We start from the raw sequence: 17,705 nt of genomic DNA on the forward strand, positions 1-17,705 counted from the left end.
AATTAGTCTTTGAAAAAAATAATCAAATCGCTTATCTTAACAACCTAACTGACACATTTAACTTAACGGACAACTTTAATACTTAAATTTTTACTGCCTGTCAGATTAAATCTTGACTACTACAATTGCACTAAATAACAATTCTTCTAACTATTATTTTATTTTTTCTTAGTGTTAACAAGCTCCAATGCCTCTTTAGCTGCTGCTTCTAATGCCTCTCCTATCTCTGGACCCAAGTAGGTATTGGCTATTTGTACATCTATGGCCAATGTTTCTTGCGCCATATGTTGAACCTCTGTTAGAATGGATATAGCCTGAAGAATGTCGTAGGTCATATATCCGTTCAACCGGTTTTATAAATAGAACAGAAAGCTGTACGTGATCTTCTTTAATTGCTGCTTGCAGTTTATTCTGAATATAAAGCAACGAAGGATGATCTAACTCTTGACACCTATCGATACCTATCACATTCAATACAAAGGCATAGACCCCTAAATTATAATGTTCCTTCACATAAGAAAGAGGTAAACAGGTACGACACTTAATAGAAAGAACCTCTTCAAGTCCCGGATGCACCACCACTAGCACGCTGTTTAACCAAATCAACGACTACTTCAACTATTTTATTTTGTGCATTGGCATGTAATACTGTAAAAGGTTCCATTCGCTTGATGAGCTCTAACTGTTGCGTCTCATCATTCAATAACTCTATTACCTTAGGAATAAGTAAAAAGGGGCATGACTGATCTGTAATATGTATCATGGCGCCCTGATAGGCTAATGGTAAACTATTCTTCGTTTGGTGGTCTGCTACTACATTAGATGAAGGCACCAAAATGGTCGGTTTTCTTCTGACACAGAGCTCTGCGATAGATAAGGCGCCGGCTCTAGAGATCACAATATCCGCTGCTGCATACGCCATCTCCATATTACTTATAAATGCATAACATTTTATATAACGATAATCTTTCATAGCCTTTTGCATGGCCGAAAAATACCGCTCTCCAGTTACCCATATTACTTGTAGATCTAAGGAAGACAATTGTTCTCTCCACTCTAGAATGGTAGTATTTAATAGATGGGCACCACAACTCCCACCCATTACAAGCAGACATTTTTTATTCTGAAAAGCAGAAAAACTAAAATATTCAAGTGCATCCATTCGGTCCTCCTGAAAGGTACAGAGCGACGAACGTACGGGATTGCCTGTAAAGATTATTTTTTCCTTTTCACAAGGAAAAAAAACATCTGGATAGCCTGTACAAATCTTATGTACCAACCTAGAAAGCAAACTATTGGTTAACCCAGCAATGCTATTTTGTTCTTGAATAAGGGTGGGAATCTTTTGAAGAGCAGCTACAAACAATGTGGGAAAAGAGGCATATCCCCCTGTACCGATGACTATATCAGGCTTAAACGATTTAATAATAGACCTTGCTTGGTATAGGCTTTTTAAAAGCAAAAAAGGCAACAATATATTTTTAATGATCTTACGCCTTTGAAACCCTTTGATACTGATCCGCATAATGGGATAACCAGCAGCCACTACTAACCCGATTTCTTTACCACCTTGTGTACCGACAAACAAAAAGACCGCATCAGGAAATTGTTGCTTAATGCCATCAGCAATAGCTATAGCAGGATAAATATGCCCCCCCGTACCGCCACAACCTATCAAAATACGCATAAGTAGTATAATGGATTAACCCCCTAAAACCTCCTCTTGCTTGATATCTACTGTTCCATTAGGAGCAGTAATCGTATATTTGGTTAAATCCCTTGTAGCACGTAGTCCACTACCTTTTAACACATTTTCTTTATCCGCTATTACAATGGGTAATTCTGTAAATAGGATCTCTTCCTTCATATCATACCAGAGTTGTGCGGTAGTGATGCTAAATTGTTGCTGTGGCTTGCTTACGAACACATTGCCTTCTATAATGCATAACTCCTTTTCCTTGTTATAAGAAAGGGTACCCGCGTGAATATGTATAGGCCCCTCCTCTTTATCCATTTTATGATTGAATAATACAATTTCTATACCGCCTGATAAGGTTATATTTCCATTTTCATATTGGCGCATCTCATCTGCCTTAATGGTTAACGATAACCTGCCATACTCTGTACCTAATAGCTGAAATTGAGTAGTTTCTAATAGAGGAACTGCTTCTTCCAACGCTGCATATGCTGGTACAAAAGGCGCTATTAGTAGCCCATACAATAAGACCATAAGGCTACTATATCTATACCTAAACTTAAAAGAACTGTTCTTTTTGACCATTGTATCCAGGAATCATTATCTATCAATGATGCATAAGATGTAGCAAGCCTTATTTCGACGCATGAGATGCCGCACCCAACTCAACTGCCAAATAACTAATAACGCCTTTATTAGGTTCTATGAGTTTGATCAGAACAGGTTCTGTGGTACGTCGAACCATTTCAGCCAAGTCCGATATACTTGAAACAGGTTGTTTATCAAAAGCAAGTAAAATACAACCTTTTTTAAGGCCAGCAGCTTGAAACTTTCCTTTGGCAACCTCCTGCACCAAAACACCGCTAGCAAGCTTCAACTTAGCTTTTGTTTGCTTATCTAGATTTTGAAATGTCGCCCCTTCTACTTCTAACGTATCTCCTTTTTTTACGACTTGTACCGCATCAGGCCGCTTTTTCAACACTACCTCTACCGTTTTTAACTTACCCTTACGGTATAATGTTAAGACAACTTTATCACCCGGTTTAGCACAAGCTATTATTTCCTGGAGCTCTGAGCTTTTATTAATTGGGTGGCCATTAATCTGCGTAATCACATCTCCTTTTTGCAGTTCCTTTGCACAAGGACTATTCTCTTCTACCGCATCAATATAGACGCCACTCACTACTTTTAAAGCCAAATTTTTAGCCAATTCAGCATTAACATCTCGAATTATTACACCCAATAATACCCGCTGCACTGCACCATACTGAATGAAATCATCGGCCACCTTTTTTACTAAAGAAGAAGGTATGGCAAAACTATATCCTATAAATGAAGCGGATCGCGAGGTATAAATAGCTGTATTAATACCTATTAACTCGCCACGTAAATTAACCAACGCACCACCACTACTACCTGGATTAATAGCTGCATCGGTTTGAATAAAAGATTGAATACCTAATTTCCCATTACTAGACGCATCTAAACATCTATGCTTAGCACTTACAATCCCGCTGGTAACCGTAGAACCCAAGTTAAAAGGATTACCAGCCGTTAAAACGTTGTCCCCCACCTCTACCTCATCCGAATTACCGAGCACCAAAACAGGGAGATTAGTTGCTTCAATTTTTAACACTGCCAAGTCAGTAACAGGGTCAGCACCAACCAATTTTGCTTTATAAGAGCGCTTATCATTTAAGGTCACTTCTATTTGATCCGCTCCTTCAACCACATGGCTATTAGTAATAATATGGCCATTATTTTTGTAGATCACCCCAGATCCAAACACTTCTTGGGCTGGCCGTTGATACTCTTTAGGCATCAAAAATCCTTGTCCAAAAAATTCTTTAAAAAACTCCTCTAAAGGATGGGTAGATTCTCGTTTCAGTATCTTAGGGTTTTGAGATGCCTTTATATGCACTACCGCTTGTATAGCCACTTTAGCTGGATAAGTGAAATCGGGCAGGGATGTGACCAAAGGCTTAACTTCTGGCGCTGGTAGGCTTTGTTCCAATGGTTTATGCTGTTCTACAGCAGCAACCGGCTGCACACAGGTAACAGGCACTAAACTTTTTTCTCCTGCATAAGGGCTGGCCAACCATAGGGATAAGCCACATGCAACCACAACAACCACACCAAACATTTTTTTAACTACACTCTGTTTACCAAATTGTTCGTACATAGCTATTTTATTTTTGTATTTTTACAATCATTTTTTCTTTGCGTCCTAAAAAGGGAAACTGTGCGTGTGCTATTGGCTATGCGATAGACAGCTATAAGCACAAGTACGCTAGCAAAAATCTAAAATATTTTTCACCTATACAAAGATGCATCAAATATTACGGATCTACAACAGCTTAACCAGGCAAAAAGAGGTATTTCAGCCACTCAAACCACCTTTTGTAGGCATGTATCTATGTGGCCCTACGGTTTATGGCAAGGCACATCTAGGTCATGCACGTGCAGCAATTACCTTTGATGTCATCTTTCGCTACCTACAACATTTGAACTATAAGGTGCGCTATGTACGCAACATCACAGATGTAGGCCATCTGGAAAGAGATTTGGATGAAGGAAAGGACAAAATACAGCAGCAGGCCCAGTTGGAAGCGATAAGTCCTATGGAGGTAGCACAACGCTACACCCATACCTACCATAAAAACATGGAAGCGCTGAATGTATTACCTCCTAGCATTGAGCCCTGCGCAAGCGGACATATCTTGGAACAAATTGCGATGATTGAAAAGATTATTGCGCAAGGATTAGCCTACATAATAGATGGATCGGTCTATTTTGATGTGATGCAATACAACCAGATGCACCATTATGGAAAACTTTCAGGAAGGGGTATAGAGGCAAGCCGATCAGGAACACGTACACTGGCCAAACAAACCGATAAAAAACAACGGGTAGATTTTGCCTTATGGAAAAAAGCAATGCCTATGCATATGATGCGTTGGCCCTCTCCTTGGGGAGAGGGTTTCCCTGGATGGCACATTGAATGCTCTGCCATGTCTACAAAATATTTAGGCAACCAGTTTGACATTCACGGGGGGGGGATGGATTTGCTTTTTCCACACCACGAATGTGAAATCGCACAAGCACAAGCAGCATTACAAACAAATTTAGCTACTTATTGGATCCACAATAACTTGGTTACGATTGATGGCGTTAAAATGGGCAAATCATTGGGTAACTTTATCACGCTAGATGCACTTTTTACAGGCAGCCATCCGGCGATAGCCCAGCCCTACAGCCCTATGGCATTGCGATTTTTTATGTTACAAGCGCATTACAGAAGCACACTTGCTATGACCATAGAGGGCTTAAAGGCAGCCCAACAGGGCTATCGTAAGTTAATGAATGGCTTGCATCTGCTGACTAAGCGCCCCCATGAAGGGGCAACACCCACCCACACAAGTGGCCTGTTGGATGCAGCGATTGATGCAGATTGCGTAGCTTGCTATAGCGCTATAAATGACGATTTCAATACGGCAAAGGTGTTAGCCTGTTTGTTTAATCTGCTCAAAAAAATAAATGGATGGTACAATGGCACATTAGATGATGGATCAATCTCAACAACTGCATGGGGACAATTGCGTCATACCTATACTACCTTTGTGAGCGATCTATTGGGTTTAAAAGAGGAACATCCATCCACTACTGACCAAACGTTAACCATGTTGCTCCCCATTTATCAAGAGGCTAAAGCAGCGAAGCGCTACCATCAAATTGATGCAATACGTACCGCACTCCATAAAATGGGGATTGCAATAAAAGACCATCCCAACGGTGTAGATTGGGAATACCAATAAGGCATGCTTGCCCCTTACTTAATTTCACGAAGCTAGTTTAATAGAATCCATCTTCCAAATGTAGAATCTCCGTAATTTGTTCTTTACTGCCTAGCACAGCGATAATATCGAAACGTATCGCTTGCTGACTATTTTGGATGCGTAGATAATGTGCAGCGGCTAAACGCAGGGCACGCATCTTTTTTTGAGTAACAAAATCTTCTGGGTTACCAAACAAGTTATTTTTACGTGCTTTTACCTCAACAAAGACAATGAGCTTGCCTTTTTGCACAATAAGGTCTACTTCAAAACGCTTATAACGAAAGTTTTGCGTCATGACCCGAAACCCTTTTTCGACCAAATAATCTGCTGCCACCCTTTCTGCGTATTGACCAAAATCTTGTGCAATGTTTTTTATTGACATGAGCTAAAACTAAGAGTATAACTATAGACGAATAACTGATCTGAACTTAAAAAATAATGCCATGAAAGCCTATTTTAGCTGCACCATCTCATTGTATAATTGATCCAATACCAATTATTTCGTATAATTGTATTATTCTAAACTTGAGTTCGGGATTAGATTATTTTTTAATTTGATAATCAATTATAAAATAATTAATAAAATTTATTATTAGACACAATTATATAAACAGCTTATATACAAATTGTTTTGATTATCAGTCTATTATAATATAATTAGTAGATAAAAGTAGTTAAAATAGGTGTGTTTTTAGTAAAGATATTAGTCAAATAACCTGTTTTTAGTAACTGTAAATCAGATAAATAAATAGAGAACTCAGGTTGTAAGCAAGTTTCGTTTAAAAGAAAATTATATTAAAAGTTAATTAATCGATGAACATTATGCCTACCAAACAGACCCATCTGCCCTATAGTTTCTATTTAGCTGTTTTGCTTAGTTTGGCCACATCCTGCCCACAAAAGACGACTCAGCGCAATTTACCCCTGTCCAATCAGGTTAAAAATGGACCGAATGCTATGCTGCCCACTTCTCCTTCATCAGAGGTGGCTCAAAAAAAGGGTTTAAATACTACGCCACCCGATTCATTAAAACAGGGTCAAAGTACAAATTTGAATACTACACGACCCGTTTCACCAACACCACCACCTGTGCATAGCGCCAGTTCAAAGAAAACGGATCAAATATCCATCATAAATCATTTGGAGCAGATCATACAGAATGAAAAATCATACGGCGAAACATTTAGTAAAGCATTAAAACCAGTAGAAAATCTGGATGAAAGGGATAAGATGATTGCAGCATTTGTAAAAGAAAGAGACCGGCGTGTAGGGATGTTAAACCAAAGGTTAATAGAAATCGTAGATCCTAATGAAAGACAACGGTTAATCAAAGAATTTGAGGGCACAAAGGAGATGTGTCAAAAGGTCAATGCGATGGGACGATGCAGTTCTAACGTATTAGAAATGAATCAAGAGAAATACGAGCGAGAAGTAGGCGATATTGTTGAGCGATACAATGGCTATCTCGTAGAGTCTAGAAGGCCACAATTCAAACGTCAGGTAAAAGATATGATAAATTTAGTTGCTAAGCACCCATCTATATTCCCAAATAAGCAAGAACAAGATGCCCAATGTGCCATATGTCACAAAACAGAATCTGTAGGCTTACTTCCATGTGGCGATTACGTTCATGTTAATTGCCTTGTAGAAAAAATGATTTCTGTGTGGAGACAAAGTATGGACTTGATATGCAGATGTCCAGGATCTTGCAGCGGCTATTTAAATATAATTCACTTTCTAAGCTATAATTCACATGAAAAAAAACTAACCCTGGATAGCCTAAAAGAAATAATTTCTAAGCGAGGAAGTATATCAAAATAAATAAATCACAGCATAATAGATCCATTAAATCCACTTCAGTAGGGGAAAATATTTGATTCCTTACTTACTGGTAGCTAGCCAAGTTTAGAATTTATAAAAAATTCAATAACCGTTTAGCATATTAGATATATATAAATTTATTTTTACCATAAAATAGCTGTAATTTAGTCCCCTATGAAAAGGGTTCTATGGTTGGCTTTGTATTTTTCCATCGGGTATAGCCATGCCATGGCATGGTCTGGCCGTTTTAGTGCTGAATGTGCGCCTGCCTACACTACGAATAGGGTGTATAGCCACATGCAATCGCCCCCTTATGCTACAGGAGGGGCTATAAGGATGCACTTTGGTGGTGCCTATCATCTTGCACTACAGGAGCATTGTAGCGTTAGTCTAGGACTTTCCTATGCTTTAGGCCATATTGCATTGACGCATGCGACTGCTGGATCAGCACCTATACATGAGGCCTATTCTTTAAATTATATTTGGATACCTTGCCTATGCAGATTTTATACCAGTGAGGTGAAGATTGATACCAGTATCTATTGTAAGTTAGGCATCATACCCTCTATCCATCTACCTGCTAGAGCTACATCCCATTTAGATGGACCGGCTTTTTTGACCAAACGACCATTAGGCTGTTTTATCCTTTTAGGTGGTGGCGTAAAATATGATTTTAGTCCAACCAATAGCCTGGCCTTAGGGATAAGCTATTGTTGGGATTTACCTGGTGTAATGTATAAAAAAGATCCAAACAATGGTCCAATAGATTGTTATTGTCACAACAACTTTATTTGCCTTGACATCTGTTGTTTATTTTAATAGCATACGTGCCGCTATACACCTAACTGAAATGGCTTAAGGCGAACCATAAAAAATAGGCCGTAGGCTACCAAAAAACCTACAAAAAAGGCTAACTTTTTCTTAAAAAATATATTATACTATGAAGTTATCAAATTTTAAGTTTACGCTACCAGAACATAGCATTGCACAATATCCAATTGAAGAAAAGGAAAATGCACGTTTAATGGTTGTACATAAAGATAGTGGAAAGATAGAGCATACCACCTTTAAAGAGCTGCCTACTTATTTTAGTGAAGGGGATACCTTAGTAGTCAATGATTCTAAAGTTTTACCTTGTAAACTTTATGGTTGTAAAGAAAAAACAAATGCGCAAGTGGAAGTACTCTTATTGCGCAAATTGAATGACGAACATGGGTTATGGGATACCATTGTAGAGCCAGCACGTAAAATCCGAATAGGTAATAAAATTTATTTTGGCAATGGCGAATTGGTAGCCGAAATTATAGATAATACTACTTCACGAGGCCGCACACTTAAATTATTATTTGACAGACCAGAAGAAGAATTCTATGCGCTGATCAACCAGATCGGTCATATGCCTCTACCCCATCAAATAGGACGTCCTTCTAAGCCAGAAGATAGGGAATATTACCAGACCATATTTGGAAAAAATATAGGTAGTATCGTATTACCAGCTGCTGGTTTGCATTTTACCCCTTATTTGTTAAAATATTTAGCCTTACAGAACATTACTGTTGTACCGGTTACATTGCATATTGGCTTAGGTGAACTCAGCACGATTGATATGGAAGATCTTACGAAGGTAAGGGCTTCCTCTGAACGTTTTATGATTACGCAAGAAACGACAAAAGTGGTCAACCAAAGCCTGAATCATCAAAAAAAGGTTTGTGCAGTGGGTACTTCGGTGTTAAGGGCTATGGAGTCTTCTGTTTCGGTGGCTTGCCAGCTAAAAGAAGCCAGTGACTGGACGAACAAATTTATTTTACCTTCCTGCGCCTTTAAGGTTTGCAATGCATTATTGACTACCTTTCACCTTCCTTCTTCTATCTCTTTGGTCAGCGTAGCTGCTTTTGGAGGAGAGGAGTTGGTGTTAGATGCTTATGCCGAAGCAATAAAGGAAGGGTATCGGTTTTTCTTATATGGTGACTCTATGTTGATTATATAACTCCTAGCATATGCCATACCGCTCATATTTTCCTATATTGGGGGAAAGCTACCGTGGTCTATATGGCTTTATGACAGGACGCTGGACAATGGATGGTGGCAATGGGTACTGTATTTTTTCAAGATGGAGCGGCTAAGCTATTTATATACATTTATGCTATTTATTATGATAATGATAGATACAAATATCAAGAAAGTTAAGCGTTTGTTATACCTGTTTTGCCTATGTATAGGGTGGGCACAGCCTATCTTTGGCACAACCGGTTACCTTGTACGCAAGATTCAGGTAGTAGGCAATGTTTCGATAGCGTCTGACCTATTGATTGCGCGCTCTGGCTTGCAAGAGGGCACCAGGGTAGCACCAACCACTGAGCAAGTACGTAATGCAATTCGAAAAATTGCCAAACAGGATGGCATCAAATCGGTTGCGATCTACCTATCTGAAGTTGATCAAACAAACGGTTTAGCCACTTGTGTGATTCATGTAGAGGAACATCCCCAGTTAACGAGCTATTTTTTAGAAGGCTTAACCAAAAAAGAGGAAAAAGCACTGCTTGAAAAAGTTACTATAGCGGAGCATGTTGCGCTGTCGCCGCTTTTTCTTCAAAAAACAACTGATAAGATTAGAAAAATATTTTTAGAGCAAGGCTTCAGAGCAGTAAAGGTTTCCACAACATTGATTCCAAATCAAGCCATGGCGCACAAAGCTACCTTAAAGATTAAGGTAAGTAAAGGAAAAAAAAGCAAAGTACAACAGATCCTTTTTGAAGGGAATAACCATTTAGATGCCCAGCTATTGATATACCATATGAAGACGCTACAAGAAGCGCCGCATTGTACACTTTTCCAGGATATTTTTAAGAAAAGCATCACCCTGGCACCCATTCGAAAAGGGGGTATACTGCTACAACTGCCTAAAAAGATAGATGATATAAAGCGCTACTTTTTTACGCATGTTGTTTTGTTTTCATCTCTTTTCACAGAAGAAAAATATTTAAAAGCGAAAGAAAATCTTATTCTTTTTTATCAGTCACAAGGGTTTCGGGATGTATCTATTGCAGCAGAATGGTTGAAACCTAACACTGCTGGGAACCTAAATATTCATTTAAAAATCAATGAGGGCCACCAATATAGAATCCGTCGTGTCAAATGGGCAGGCAATTACGTATATAGTGATCAAACCCTAAATGGTTTGTTAAACCTGAAGGAAGGCGGCATATATGATCCGATCTATATTAAAAGCCAATTGGCACCTGGATTGGAAAGGTTAACCATTCATGATCTATATACCAACAATGGCTATCTTTTTTTTCGTGCAGAAGTGGTTGAAACGTCTCTAGAAGGTCATCAGGTAGATCTAGAAATTAGAATGCAAGAAGGCAAGCAGGTCACCATCCGCCAAATAGATATTGTAGGCAATACATTAACCCATGACTACGTTATTCGACGTGAATTGCTGACATTACCTGGGGAAAAAGTCAACCTAGGCCTTGTACGAGAATCGTTACGCAACTTGGCCATGTTACAATGCTTTAAGCCTGAAAAATTAGTCCCAGACATGCAGCGAGATGAAGCGAAGGGTACCGTAGACCTAATCTATTCAGTAGAAGAACAACCCAGGTTCGATTTTAAGCTCAATGGGACCTATACAAATGGCATTAGTGCCGGACTTGAAATTGGCTCTAATAATGTTTCTTTAAAAAATATTTTTACAGGAAAAAAGCCTATAGGGGGCGGTCAGCATTTGCATTTAACCGCTAACCTGGATGGCAAAAATTACAAAAATTTCAGTTTTTCTTTTCAAGAACCTTGGTTTTGGTTAAAGGAAAGTCGTTATATATTGTCTATAAGCTTTAATAGTGGTTATCAAACAGAAACTAATATCGGAAATCATATACTAGACCATTGGGTATACTTAAATATGTTTCCAATTGGTAGACAAGATACAAAAAGTAAAATTCACTCTATTGGTGGCCAAATACGCCTAGGCAAAAAACTGGCAAGACATTGGGAAGCCCATTTAGGAATAGATTACCATCACCATGCGTATCAACACTGCGTATTATTACAAGATCATAGCAAAAAATCGGGAGCCGTACATGATTTTACGTTAGAGCTTTCATGGATGTATTCTACTGTTAATCACCCAAATTATCCTACTAGTGGCTGTATGTGGTCCAACCTTTTAACCCTTACCCCTCCCTACACTTTGCTTGGTTATGCGCCCTCTACACCAACAGCTATACCACGTTTAAAGGAATTTGGTAAGTTGATAACTGATATATATTATTTTAAGCGTTTACTAGGCAATTTTGTCTTACATATACGTGGACATGCTGGATTTTTACACAGCCTCTCTAAAAATGAAATAGGACCTTTTGAACGGTTTTATTTGGGTGGTACATCTAGTATACCCACTAGATTATTAGGCGCCAATTTTGTTTCACTACGTGGTTATCCAGACGATAGTCTTACCCCAGAAGATTATACGAGCCAATACAAAGGTGGGGTTCTATTCAATAAGTTTGTCTTAGAATTGCGTTATCCGCTTATGATTGCACCTATTTGCTGCTACCTATTAGGATTTGGAGAGATAGGGGATAGCTGGTTACGTTATGACTATTTCAACCTATCTAATATAAAAAAGTCTATAGGGGGTGGCGTTCGTCTTATCTTGCCCATACCCATGATACCCATGCTTGGCCTGGATTGTGGCTACAGATTAGATCCTGTAAAAGATATCCGAAGTGCCAAAAGTTCTTTTGAGTATCACTTTACCCTGGGACCTAGTATCCGTTAAAAGCAGGTAGTATACTGCTTTTAAAAGAAAAAAGTAATATTCTTTTACCAGTCATATTAAATATCTGTATATATAATCGCCCAAAAGCATATAAAGGTTCAAATAACTTATTGTCCATGTTTTCTGATTCTGAATTGGCTAAATCATGTATCTTTGATACATTTCACTTGGTTGATCTCTATAGTACACCGGAAGATGAGTTAGCTTAGCTATAAAAAGGCTGATTTTGCAGTCATAGTGCTTAAACAAGGTGCTGTGAGCGTATAGCAACTATATCCGGATTCCGTTTGCTATTGCTGTGCATAAAGGAAGATATCTAAGGGAATTGCACGTATGTAGGTCACATGAATTAAATTTTGGATATATCTGTTCAGGTCGCTGGTTTTTTGCGTTTAAAAAACCGCCCCTGTAAAAGCTGTGGTGTAGAAAGTGGCATCATACAGATGATTTGGAAAAACAGTTTCCTTTCAAGCCCCCAAAGGGGGTGCTTTCTGTTTTTCCATCTGTAGGATGACACTTTCAGCGGCTTTTTACCGAGGGCTTTATTTTTTGTCCACTTTTTTATCAAGAAAAAAGTGGGATACAATCCATTATTAACCAGTAACTAGAACAGATACAGCAAAACAGCTGTAGCGAGGGTAAAGAGGTCGTTTATGCCAACGCCTCTTCTAATAACTTACGTGCCAGTGGTGCGTTGGCCTTCCCCTGACTCTTTTTCATAATCTCGCCCATAAACATTGCTAGTAGCCCTGACTTCCCATTTTTATAAGCGGCTACTTTGTCTGGATAGGCTGCTAATACCTCGGCAACCAGTGTTTTTAGCTTTCCTTCGTCGCTATCCTGTATCAGGTCTAGCTTTTTGGCAAGCGCCATAGGCGTGGTATCTAGCTTCTGCAATAACAAAGGAAAGATTTGACTGGCCGCAATGGAAAAACTAACCGTACCACTTTCTACTAAAGTGATCAGTGCCACAAAACAATCAGTCGTAAGGGGAAAGTCTTCTAAGGAAAGCGACAACTCATTAAGATAGCCTTTGACAGGCCCCAACAACCAATTGGCTGCGGCTATATAATGGGTCGTATGCTGACATAGTTCATCAAACCACATCGCAAAAGCTTTGTTTTCAGTAAGCACAGAAGCAGTATAATCCGAAAGACCATATACCTCTGTAAATTTTTTAAAATAAGCTCTTGGCAATAAAGGCATGGTCTTTCGAATCCCTTCTATCCATTCTTGTGAAACCCATATAGGGGGAATATCTGGTTCTGGAAAATAACGATACTCACTGGCAGTTTCCTTGGCCCGCAGACTGACCGTTTCCCCTGAAGTAGCTTGAAAGTTTCTAGTTTCTGCAATCACTACCTCCCCTGCTTCTAATAAATCGATTTGGCGATCTATTTCATAGGCTATGGCCAGCTGCACGTTGCGCATAGAATTCATGTTTTTAACCTCCACTCTGGTACCTAGGCGCTGAGCGCCCTTGCGGGCTACGGAAATGTTGGCATCACAACGCAAAGAAGCCTCTTCCATGTTGCCATCACAGATATCTAAATAGCGTACCAGCTTCCGAATTTCAGCCAAAAACTGATAGGCTTCCTCTCCGGTAGTCAGCGCTGGCTCCGTTACCAATTCCACTAAGGGTGTCCCTGCTCGATTGTAATCCAATAAAGTAATGTCCTCCACCATACCATGTAAAGATTTCCCTGTGTCTTCTTCCAGGTGCATGCGGATCAGTGGAATTTGTTTGGCTACCCCCTCATTGGAATAAATGGTTACAAAGCCCCCCTGGCAAATCGGTGTCGTATCTTGTGTAATTTGAAAGCCTTTGGGTAAGTCTGGATAGAAATAACTCTTTCTTGCAAAGAAATTTAAATCTGTAATCGTTGCGCCACACGCTAAGCCTAATTTTATAGCATAGTCAAATGCTTTTTTATTCACCCTAGGTAGCGCACCAGGGCAAGCCAAAGTAATAGGACTAAGGTTTGTGTTGGGTAGGGCACCATATTCAGCTCTATCGGAGGAAAACATTTTGCTGTCGGTAAGCAATTGAATATGGATCTCTAAACCAATAACTACGTGATACTGCTCTTTTATAGACTCATGCATAGGTTATTCATAACGTTTTAATTCAAATTTCTCGCCAAGGTACAGCTTGCGTACCTGTTCATCTTCTGCCAATTCTTCTGCAGTACCTGCTTTGAGCAATGCACCCGCAAACATTAAATAGGCCCTAGTCGTAATCGAAAGCGTTTCATCGACATTATGATCTGTAATCAATACGCCAATATTATTATGCTTTAATTTAGCGATCAGCAATTGGATCTCTTCTACCGCAATAGGATCGACACCTGCAAAAGGTTCGTCTAGTAAAACAAATTTAGGGTCCGTAGCCAATGCCCTGGCGATTTCCGTACGGCGCCGCTCCCCTCCAGAAAGCACATTACCTTTGCTTTTTCGGATATGCGTAATGCTAAATTCTTCCAATAAACCCTCTAATTTTTCTTTGCGTGTTTGCTTAGATAGGCCACGCATTTCCAATACCGCCATGATATTCTCCTCTACGGTTAGCTGCCTAAAGACAGAAGCCTCCTGGGGTAAATAACTAATGCCTTTTTGGGCACGTTTGTACAAAGGCAATGGGGTGATGCAGGTGTCATCTAAATAAATGTTACCACTATTCGGCTTGATCAGCCCAACGGTCATATAAAAGGTAGTGGTTTTGCCTGCCCCATTTGGACCGAGTAGCCCCACAATTTCACCAGAGGCAACCGTAAGGGAAACCCCTTTTACCACCTTACGACCCTTATATTCTTTGATTAACGAATCCGCACGCAGTTGCATAGAAATATTTGTATTGAATGGCTGCCTATCCGCTGCACTTGCTTATTCATGATCATCCTCCAAATTCAAAGGCATAGCCGCTGAACGGAATGATAAAAAGCAGGTGAGTCATAGCCCCATTGGCTAATAATGGCATAGAGGTGTACGATAAATATATCTATCCACGTTGCTAATTTAAGAGAAAATATGGATTTTACTACTATTATGCATAGAAGAGCTTAGCAGCACTTCCTATAAGGTAAAAGTAAAAAAGCATATATTTGACTTAAAATCCATAAAAGATTCCAGATCAGTAGGCAGTGCCTATCTCTATAGGCTTAAATATATAATCATCTATACTTCATTGCAATTTTTAGTAGAACATGCAGATCGGCATTCCAAGGCTAGAGCAGGGCTGATCACTACTAGTAGAGGGACCATTCGTACCCCTATCTTTATGCCAGTAGGTACAATAGGATCGGTCAAATCAATTACACAGCAGGTACTACAAGACCAAATTGATGCCGATATAATCTTAGGCAACACCTATCACCTCTATCTGCGTCCAGGCACCAAGGTATTGGATGCAGCAGGCGGTCTCCACCCCTTTATGGGATGGCATCGCCCGATATTAACCGATAGTGGGGGCTATCAAGTCTACTCACTGGCCGGTAACCGCAAGCTGACGGAAGCAGGTGTAACCTTTCGCTCCCATATAGATGGGTCTACACATCTCTTTACACCAGAATGCGTAATAGATATTCAACGTAGCATTGGTTCAGATATTATGATGGTACTGGATGAATGTACGCCTTATCCTTGTAGCTACCACTATGCGAAAGCGTCTATGGAACGTACCCATCGTTGGCTCAAAAGAGGGATAAATTATTTTGACGCCACCTTAACGGAGTCCTATGCCCATCAAACCCTTTTCCCTATTGTGCAAGGGAGTATCTATAAAGATCTACGGATTCAATCTGCAGAAACCATTGCGGCAGCTGATCGGCCCGGCAACGCCATAGGAGGGGTATGCCACCCTACGGGTCAACTGTATGAGCTTACAGAATTGGTCTGTTCCATTTTGCCTAGCGCTAAGCCGCGCTATTTAATGGGCGTCGGCACGCCGATGGATCTTTTAGAGTGTATCGCACTAGGTGTTGATATGTTTGATTGTGTGATGCCTACACGCAATGGACGCAATGGTACTTTATTCACGACACAAGGCATGCTCAATATCAAAAATAAAAAGTGGGCCTATGACTTTAGTCCGATAGATGCCACACTAGGTGGGCCTGTGAGTGGCTACTACTCCAAAGCCTACTTGCGCCATTTGATTACCGCTAAGGAATTATTAGGCGCCCAGTTGGCCAGTGTGCACAACTTAACTTTTTATCTATGGCTGGTACGTCAAGCTAGAGCGCACATTCAGCAGGGCACCTTTGTGGCATGGAAAAACCGTATATCCGAAACCATTATGGAAAAAATCTAATCAACATGAAGTTACTAGATCGATACATTTTTAAAAAGTTTTTTGCCACTTTTTTCGTTGTACTCACCATCACTACCTTAGTGATTGTTGTGATTCATGCAGCGGAAAATGTAAGCAGTTTAAAAAAACACCACCTTTCTTTCCATGAAGTCTTTCACTACTATTGTGTACTCATTCTATACATCGTAAATCTTTTATCCCCTATTATTGTCTTCTGGACTACTATTTGGGTGACTACTAGACTAGCCAACCGATCAGAGATTATTGCCCTGCTCAGCAGTGGTATTGGTTTGCATCGCATCATTACACCTTATTTAATCATTGCATGGCTACTTACTGGCGCCAATTTTTATCTAACCGGCTGGTTATTGGCTGGCGCAAATAAGGAACGTGTCCGGTTTGAAACAGAATATCTGGGTATGGGTTTCTTTGTGCGGTCAGACTACGTACAGCTTAAGGTAGGCACGAATCAATACCTTCATATCGCTAAATACCATGGTTGTTATAATATAGGGTATGATGTAAGCTTAGATACCTTTAAAGATCATGCCCTAATAGAACGACTCTATGCTAAAAAAATAGAATGGCAGACAACAGACCAAACATGGATCCTACGATCTTGGCAAAAGCGTGTCCTTTTTCCAAATCATGAAGCACTGACAGTAGGAGACAGCCTAACCATTCCCTTAGCCGTACATCCAGAAGACTTTACCATTAATCCCAATCTAAAAGATGGGTTAACCCTCCCTGAATTGGAGTTGCATATTCAAAAATTGATCTATAAGGGCAGCGCAAGTGTACGTTTTTTCATAGCAGAGAAACATATTCGCTATATGACGCCCTTTGCCATTGTTATTTTGATTGTATTGGGTTTCTTAGTGGCATTGCATAAGCCAAGAGGTAGTGTAGGCAGGCGCATTACTTTAGGTAGTATACTCGCTTGCTTCTATATCGTTCTCTTTCTCTCTGCAAAAATTGTAGCAGAAACACAAAGCGAGCATCCGCTCCTCGACATATGGTTGCCTAATATTATTTTTTCTATACTATGTATAGCCTTTTATCGACTCGTTCCTAAATAAGCCTACTGAAGTCAGTAACTAAGGGCAGCCATACCAAAACACCTAGTAAGCAGTTATATACAGTTATTTGCACGAATAATTCCTATATTCGTGCAAACCCTATTGCTTCCAGGTTATGATCTATGATCCAAATACAATAGATATTGTTTGATTATTTTAATTAACCACTTAAAAATTT

At 39.7% G+C, this 17,705-nt stretch carries 15 protein-coding genes; 8 read left to right on the plus strand and 7 right to left on the minus strand.

Translation table 11 applies throughout. The features are described from left to right. Positions 1–158: 158 nt before the first annotated feature. The 4 genes from NLX65_RS00490 to NLX65_RS00505 form a co-directional block, all read right to left on the minus strand. The gene (locus tag NLX65_RS00490; protein ID WP_260535979.1) at positions 159–335 is read right to left on the minus strand and encodes a hypothetical protein; all 177 of its coding nucleotides are present in this window, start codon (positions 333–335) and stop codon (positions 159–161) included. A 224-nt stretch (positions 336–559) separates the two neighbouring features. Continuing rightward, positions 560–1,687 carry an undecaprenyldiphospho-muramoylpentapeptide beta-N-acetylglucosaminyltransferase gene (murG, locus tag NLX65_RS00495; RefSeq protein ID WP_260535981.1) on the minus strand — a complete coding sequence of 376 codons (1,128 nt, stop codon included), beginning with the start codon at positions 1,685–1,687 and terminating at the stop codon, positions 560–562. 15 nt (positions 1,688–1,702) lie between these two features. After that, positions 1,703–2,230, minus strand: a complete 528-nt coding sequence (gene lptC, locus NLX65_RS00500) for an LPS export ABC transporter periplasmic protein LptC (protein ID WP_260535983.1) — start codon at positions 2,228–2,230, stop codon at positions 1,703–1,705. Between the two features lie 100 nt (positions 2,231–2,330). Then, positions 2,331–3,878 (minus strand): Do family serine endopeptidase, encoded by a 1,548-nt coding sequence (locus NLX65_RS00505; RefSeq protein WP_260535985.1) that lies wholly within the window; start codon positions 3,876–3,878, stop codon positions 2,331–2,333. 145 nt (positions 3,879–4,023) lie between these two features. On the opposite strand from NLX65_RS00505, the gene cysS reads away from it, so the two are divergent. After that, positions 4,024–5,511: a cysteine--tRNA ligase gene (cysS, locus tag NLX65_RS00510; RefSeq protein WP_260535987.1), complete on the plus strand. Its 1,488-nt coding sequence runs from the start codon at positions 4,024–4,026 to the stop codon at positions 5,509–5,511. Positions 5,512–5,548: 37 nt separating this feature from the next. On the opposite strand, the gene NLX65_RS00515 is transcribed toward cysS, so the two are convergent. Continuing rightward, positions 5,549–5,914, minus strand: a complete 366-nt coding sequence (locus NLX65_RS00515) for a YraN family protein (protein WP_260535989.1) — start codon at positions 5,912–5,914, stop codon at positions 5,549–5,551. A gap of 440 nt (positions 5,915–6,354) precedes the next feature. On the opposite strand from NLX65_RS00515, the gene NLX65_RS00520 reads away from it, so the two are divergent. The 5 genes from NLX65_RS00520 (at position 6,355) to NLX65_RS00540 (ending at position 12,348) form a co-directional block, all read left to right on the plus strand. Beyond that, positions 6,355–7,353 (plus strand): hypothetical protein, encoded by a 999-nt coding sequence (locus tag NLX65_RS00520; RefSeq protein WP_260535991.1) that lies wholly within the window; start codon positions 6,355–6,357, stop codon positions 7,351–7,353. Between the two features lie 174 nt (positions 7,354–7,527). After that, a complete protein-coding gene (locus NLX65_RS00525) occupies positions 7,528–8,172 on the plus strand; it encodes a hypothetical protein (RefSeq protein WP_260535993.1) in 645 nt (214 codons plus the stop codon). Positions 8,173–8,293: 121 nt separating this feature from the next. Continuing rightward, positions 8,294–9,340, plus strand: a complete 1,047-nt coding sequence (gene queA, locus NLX65_RS00530; protein ID WP_260535995.1) for a tRNA preQ1(34) S-adenosylmethionine ribosyltransferase-isomerase QueA — start codon at positions 8,294–8,296, stop codon at positions 9,338–9,340. Between the two features lie 171 nt (positions 9,341–9,511). Then, positions 9,512–12,139 carry a BamA/OMP85 family outer membrane protein gene (locus NLX65_RS00535; protein WP_260535997.1) on the plus strand — a complete coding sequence of 876 codons (2,628 nt, stop codon included), beginning with the start codon at positions 9,512–9,514 and terminating at the stop codon, positions 12,137–12,139. A 68-nt stretch (positions 12,140–12,207) separates the two neighbouring features. Then, positions 12,208–12,348 (plus strand): Rpn family recombination-promoting nuclease/putative transposase, encoded by a 141-nt coding sequence (locus tag NLX65_RS00540; RefSeq protein WP_260536133.1) that lies wholly within the window; start codon positions 12,208–12,210, stop codon positions 12,346–12,348. A 442-nt stretch (positions 12,349–12,790) separates the two neighbouring features. Here NLX65_RS00540 and gatB read toward each other — a convergent pair whose 3' ends face one another. Together gatB and lptB are read right to left on the minus strand one after the other, a co-directional pair. Next, positions 12,791–14,245 carry an Asp-tRNA(Asn)/Glu-tRNA(Gln) amidotransferase subunit GatB gene (gatB, locus tag NLX65_RS00545; protein ID WP_260535999.1) on the minus strand — a complete coding sequence of 485 codons (1,455 nt, stop codon included), beginning with the start codon at positions 14,243–14,245 and terminating at the stop codon, positions 12,791–12,793. A gap of 3 nt (positions 14,246–14,248) precedes the next feature. Then, positions 14,249–14,980, minus strand: coding sequence for an LPS export ABC transporter ATP-binding protein (gene lptB / locus NLX65_RS00550; protein WP_260536001.1), 732 nt, complete (start codon positions 14,978–14,980; stop codon positions 14,249–14,251). A gap of 343 nt (positions 14,981–15,323) precedes the next feature. Here lptB and tgt point away from each other — a divergent pair, with 343 nt between their 5' ends. Both tgt and NLX65_RS00560 read left to right on the plus strand, forming a co-directional pair. Then, positions 15,324–16,448 (plus strand): tRNA guanosine(34) transglycosylase Tgt, encoded by a 1,125-nt coding sequence (tgt, locus tag NLX65_RS00555; RefSeq protein ID WP_260536003.1) that lies wholly within the window; start codon positions 15,324–15,326, stop codon positions 16,446–16,448. Positions 16,449–16,453: 5 nt separating this feature from the next. Further along, positions 16,454–17,527 (plus strand): LptF/LptG family permease, encoded by a 1,074-nt coding sequence (locus tag NLX65_RS00560; RefSeq protein WP_260536005.1) that lies wholly within the window; start codon positions 16,454–16,456, stop codon positions 17,525–17,527. The last annotated feature ends 178 nt before the right edge of the window (positions 17,528–17,705 follow it).

It is taken from the genome of Candidatus Cardinium sp. TP, assembly GCF_025215055.1.
Taxonomy (GTDB): domain Bacteria; phylum Bacteroidota; class Bacteroidia; order Cytophagales; family Amoebophilaceae; genus Cardinium.